The sequence below is a fragment of the Streptomyces pathocidini genome (assembly GCF_001418495.1).
GTDB classification, from domain to species: domain Bacteria; phylum Actinomycetota; class Actinomycetes; order Streptomycetales; family Streptomycetaceae; genus Streptomyces; species Streptomyces pathocidini.
In genome coordinates this window covers 1-4,329 of record NZ_LIQY01000550.1, presented here as the reverse complement: position 1 = coordinate 4,329, position 4,329 = coordinate 1, and the positions used below count along the sequence as shown (strand labels likewise).

The window sequence follows — 4,329 nt, the reverse complement described above, 5'->3', positions numbered from 1 at the left end:
CGCGGCGGGCGAACTCGTCGGCGCGGACGATGCGGTAGCGCGTGCCGTCCACCGTCAGCTCGTCGACCGGTTCGGTCTCCAGGACGGCCACGGCGTCCAGCAGGGCGCGGCGCTCGCGCGGGTCGTTGGTCCCGTCCTTGGCCTTGAACCACAGGTGGGAGTTCAACTCGTCCCGGGCGTCCTGCGGGTAGCCGGCGTCCAGGTCGCTCAGCAGCCGCCACCGCGGGCCGTCCTCCGGCCGCTGCTCGGCGAAGCCGAAGAGCGGGCCCCTGGCCACGACCTCGGGATAGCGCTCGGCCGAGGTGACCGCGTCCGCCTCGATCACCTGGGAGACGGGGTCGTCCCAGCGGCCTGGCCGCATCGCGAGGTGGTCCGGTGGTTGCTCAGGGTGCTCGGTCATGCCCCCAGTGTGTTCACCTGCGGCCGCCGCGTCAGGCGATTGGGCACAGCGGCCGTGCCTTGGGCCGGGCGGCCCTGGCCCGGGACCCGTCCGCGGCCGCAGGATGGAAGTGCCGTACAGGAGGTGAAGCACATGACGTTCGTGCAGGTCATCGAGTACGAGACGACGCGCGAGGACGAGATGGAGCGGCTCTTCGAGCAGTGGCTTCAGACCACGGAGGGCAAGCGGACCGTGACGCGCGACGTCCACACCAAGGACCGCGACAACCCGACCCACTACGTCGACATCGTCGAGTTCCCGTCGTACGAGGGGGCGATGCTCAACAGCGATCTGCCGGAGACGCAGCGGCTGGCCGAGGAGTTCCGGAGCCTGTGCACCGGCGAGCCGCGGTTCATGAACCTGGAGGTCATCGAGGAGACGACCTAGCGATCGGCTCGGGGGTTCAGCCGCGGCCCAGGGGCCGGTCGACCGTGATCTCGATGAGCACACGGTCGGGGTTCGGGCCGGGGGTACGCCCGTACCGCTCGGCGTAGCGGCGCACCGCGTCCTCGATCAGGGCGGGTTCGGTGCGGACCGCCGCCCGGCCCTCCAGCGTCGCCCAGCGCCCCCGGTGCACCTGGCAGACCGCGACCCGCGCACCGCCGGGGCCCGCGGCCTCGACGTTGCGGACCTTCACGCTGTTCTTGTCGGTGATCACGCGCGCCAGCCCCGCCGCGGGGTCGTACGTGACGCCGACCGGGACGACGTGCGGCGAGCCGTCGGGGCGCAGGGTGGTCAGCGTGCACAGGTGGTACTCGCGCCAGAAGGCGAGGTATTCGGGGGAAAGGGCGTCGGCGGCGGTCATGGGCGCGAGCGTACCGGGGGCCTCTGGGGGCGTCCCCGCCCGTACGCCATGCTGTGCCCCGTCGGCGCATCCGCCGGGGCGCGGCGCTGTCCCGGGTCGGTACCGCCCTCGACCCCGGGCCGGTACCGCTCTCGACCTTGGGCCGTACCGCCTCGACGGGGAACCTTGAGTGGAATAGACTCAACTTACTGCAGGTTGAACCTGGCAGGATCGGCCGCGAGCCCACCAGCCGCGGCCTGAAAGACGGCCCAGGCCCAAGCCAGGCCCAGGTCCAGGCTCAGACCCAGCCCGCAGGCCCGTACGGCCCAGCAGAGGAGGAGCGCACGCCCGTGGACGCCGAGCTGACCACCAGGAGCCAGGAAGCCATCAGCGCCGCCAGCAGCCGCGCCGTGTCGGCGGGAAACCCCGACATCACGCCGGTGCACCTGCTGCTCGCCCTGCTGGAGGGCCGGGAGAACGAGAACATCCAGGACCTGCTGGCCGCCGTCGAGGCCGACATGGCGGCCGTACGGTCCGGGGCCGAGCGGCTGCTGGGCTCGCTGCCCAGCGCCCAGGGCTCCACCGTCGCCGCACCCGACCCGGACCGCGCCCTGCTCGCCGTCATCGCGGACGCCGCGCAGCGCGCCAAGGAGCTGGGCGACGACTACATCTCGACCGAGCACCTGCTCATCGGCGTCGCCGCGAAGGGCGGCGACGCCGGCACACTCCTCGACCAACAGGGCGCGGGCGCGCGGAAGCTGCTCGACGCCTTCGAGAAGATCCGCGGAGGACGACGCGTGACCACGCCCGATCCGGAGGGCACGTACAAGGCCCTGGAGAAGTTCGGCACCGACTTCACGGCCCTGGCCAGGACCGGCAGGCTCGACCCGGTGATCGGGCGGGACCAGGAGATCCGCCGGGTCGTCCAGGTGCTGTCGCGGCGTACGAAGAACAACCCGGTGCTGATCGGCGAGCCGGGCGTCGGCAAGACGGCCGTCGTCGAGGGGCTCGCCCAGCGCATGGTGAAGGGCGATGTGCCGGAGTCGCTGAAGAACAAGCGGCTGGTGGCGCTGGACCTCGGCGCGATGGTCGCCGGGGCGAAGTACCGCGGCGAGTTCGAGGAGCGGCTGAAGACCGTGCTGGCCGAGATCAAGGACAGCGACGGCCAGATCATCACGTTCATCGACGAACTGCACACGGTGGTCGGCGCGGGCGCCGGCGGGGACTCGGCGATGGACGCGGGCAACATGCTCAAGCCGATGCTGGCCCGCGGCGAGCTGCGGATGGTCGGTGCGACCACGCTGGACGAGTACCGCGAGCGGATCGAGAAGGACCCGGCGCTGGAGCGGCGCTTCCAGCAGGTGCTGGTCTCCGAGCCCTCGGTGGAGGACTCGATCGCGATCCTGCGCGGGCTGAAGGGGCGGTACGAGGCGCACCACGGCGTGCAGATCGCCGACTCCGCGCTCGTGGCCGCCGCCACCCTCTCCGACCGCTACATCACCTCCCGCTTCCTGCCGGACAAGGCCATCGACCTGGTCGACGAGGCCGCCTCCCGCCTCCAGATGGAGATCGACTCCTCGCCGGTGGAGATCGACGAACTCCAGCGCGCCGTCGACCGGTTGATGATGGAGGAGGAGTCGCTGCTGGCGGCCCAGGCCGGGGAGCAGGAGCGCAAGTTCCTCAAGAAGCAGGACCGCGAGAAGGACCTGTCCCCCGACGCGCGCGAGCGGCTGGACCGGCTGCGCAGGGACCGCGCCGAGAAGGAGGAGGAGCTGCGCGGGCTGCGCGCCCGCTGGAACGCCGAGAAGGAGATCCACAACCGGGTCGGCGACCTGAAGAAGCGGCTGGACGAGCTGGAGACCGAGCTCGAACTCGCCGAGCGCAAGGCCCCCGAGACCGGCGACTGGGTCACCCCGGGCCGGCTGCGCTCCGAGGTCATCCCGCAGACCCGCAAGCAGCTGGACGAGGCCATCGCCGAGCAGAAGGCCCTGGAGGGCATGGTCGGCGAGGAGGTCGGACCCGACGACATCGCCGACGTGGTCGCCGCCTGGACCGGCATCCCGGCCGGCCGCCTGCTCGCGGGCGAGACCGAGAAGCTGCTGCGCATGGAGGACGAGATCGGCAAGCGGCTGATCGGCCAGGCCGAGGCCGTACGGGCCGTGTCGGACGCGGTGCGCCGCACCCGCGCGGGCGTCGCCGACCCGGACCGCCCCACCGGCTCGTTCCTCTTCCTTGGCCCGACCGGCGTCGGCAAGACCGAACTGGCCAAGGCGCTGGCCGACTTCCTCTTCGACGACGAGCGGGCCATGGTCCGCATTGACATGAGCGAGTACGGCGAGAAGCACTCGGTCGCCCGCCTGGTCGGCGCCCCGCCCGGCTACGTCGGCTACGAGGAGGGCGGCCAGCTGACCGAGGCCGTGCGCCGCCGCCCGTACAGCGTCGTGCTGCTGGACGAGGTCGAGAAGGCGCACCACGAGGTCTTCGACATCCTGCTGCAGGTGCTGGACGACGGGCGGCTGACCGACGGTCAGGGCCGGACGGTCGACTTCCGCAACACCATCCTCATCCTCACCTCCAACCTCGGCTCCGCCTACCTCATGGACCCGGCGCTGAGCGAGGACGCCAAGCGGGAGAAGGTCCTGGAGACCGTACGAGCCTCCTTCCGCCCCGAGTTCCTCAACCGCCTGGACGACCTCGTGGTCTTCCACCCGCTGGGCACCGATCAGCTCAAGCGGATCGCCCAGCTCCAGATCGACCACCTCCAGCGCCGGCTGGCCGACCGCCGCCTCACGCTGGACATCACCGACGCGGCCCTGGAGTGGCTGTCGCGGCTGGGGGCACCGCCCAGCCCGCAAGGGCCGGGGGGCGAGCCCGTAAGCGAGGCGGCCGGGGGGCAGCCCGGACCCGACCTCTCGTACGGTGCCCGGCCGCTGCGCCGCCTCGTGCAGACGGCGATCGGCGACCAGCTGGCCCGGGCGATCCTGGCGGGCGGCGTCCAGGACGGCGACACGGTCCGTGTGGACCTCGGCCCGGAGGGCGACCGGCTGACCGTCGGCGCAGCTCAGCCGGGGGAGCGGGCGGTGGAGTAGACCGGGGTTGCGGAGGC

The 4,329-nt window shown here is 72.0% G+C and carries 4 protein-coding genes; 2 read left to right on the top strand and 2 right to left on the bottom strand.

The features are described 5' to 3' along the window. On the bottom strand, positions 1–400 hold a 400-nt coding region (locus AOK16_RS22375), incomplete at its 3' end, for a DUF5954 family protein (RefSeq protein ID WP_240483695.1). 132 nt (positions 401–532) lie between these two features. Between AOK16_RS22375 and AOK16_RS22370 the strand changes: the two genes are divergently transcribed. Continuing rightward, on the top strand, positions 533–826 hold the full coding sequence (locus AOK16_RS22370) for a hypothetical protein (protein ID WP_055473968.1): 294 nt from the start codon (positions 533–535) through the stop codon (positions 824–826). Positions 827–842: 16 nt separating this feature from the next. Here AOK16_RS22370 and AOK16_RS22365 read toward each other — a convergent pair whose 3' ends face one another. Beyond that, positions 843–1,244 carry a pyridoxamine 5'-phosphate oxidase family protein gene (locus AOK16_RS22365; protein WP_055473967.1) on the bottom strand — a complete coding sequence of 134 codons (402 nt, stop codon included), beginning with the start codon at positions 1,242–1,244 and terminating at the stop codon, positions 843–845. Between the two features lie 329 nt (positions 1,245–1,573). On the opposite strand from AOK16_RS22365, the gene AOK16_RS22360 reads away from it, so the two are divergent. Further along, positions 1,574–4,312, top strand: a complete 2,739-nt coding sequence (locus AOK16_RS22360; RefSeq protein WP_055473966.1) for an ATP-dependent Clp protease ATP-binding subunit — start codon at positions 1,574–1,576, stop codon at positions 4,310–4,312. The last annotated feature ends 17 nt before the right edge of the window (positions 4,313–4,329 follow it).

Excerpts from the sequence above, each read along its gene's own strand:
- AOK16_RS22370 (WP_055473968.1), top strand. The coding sequence starts at position 533 with ATGACGTTCGTGCAGGTCATCGAGTACGAGACGACGCGCGAGGACGAG.
- AOK16_RS22365 (WP_055473967.1), bottom strand. The coding sequence starts at position 1,244 with ATGACCGCCGCCGACGCCCTTTCCCCCGAATACCTCGCCTTCTGGCGC.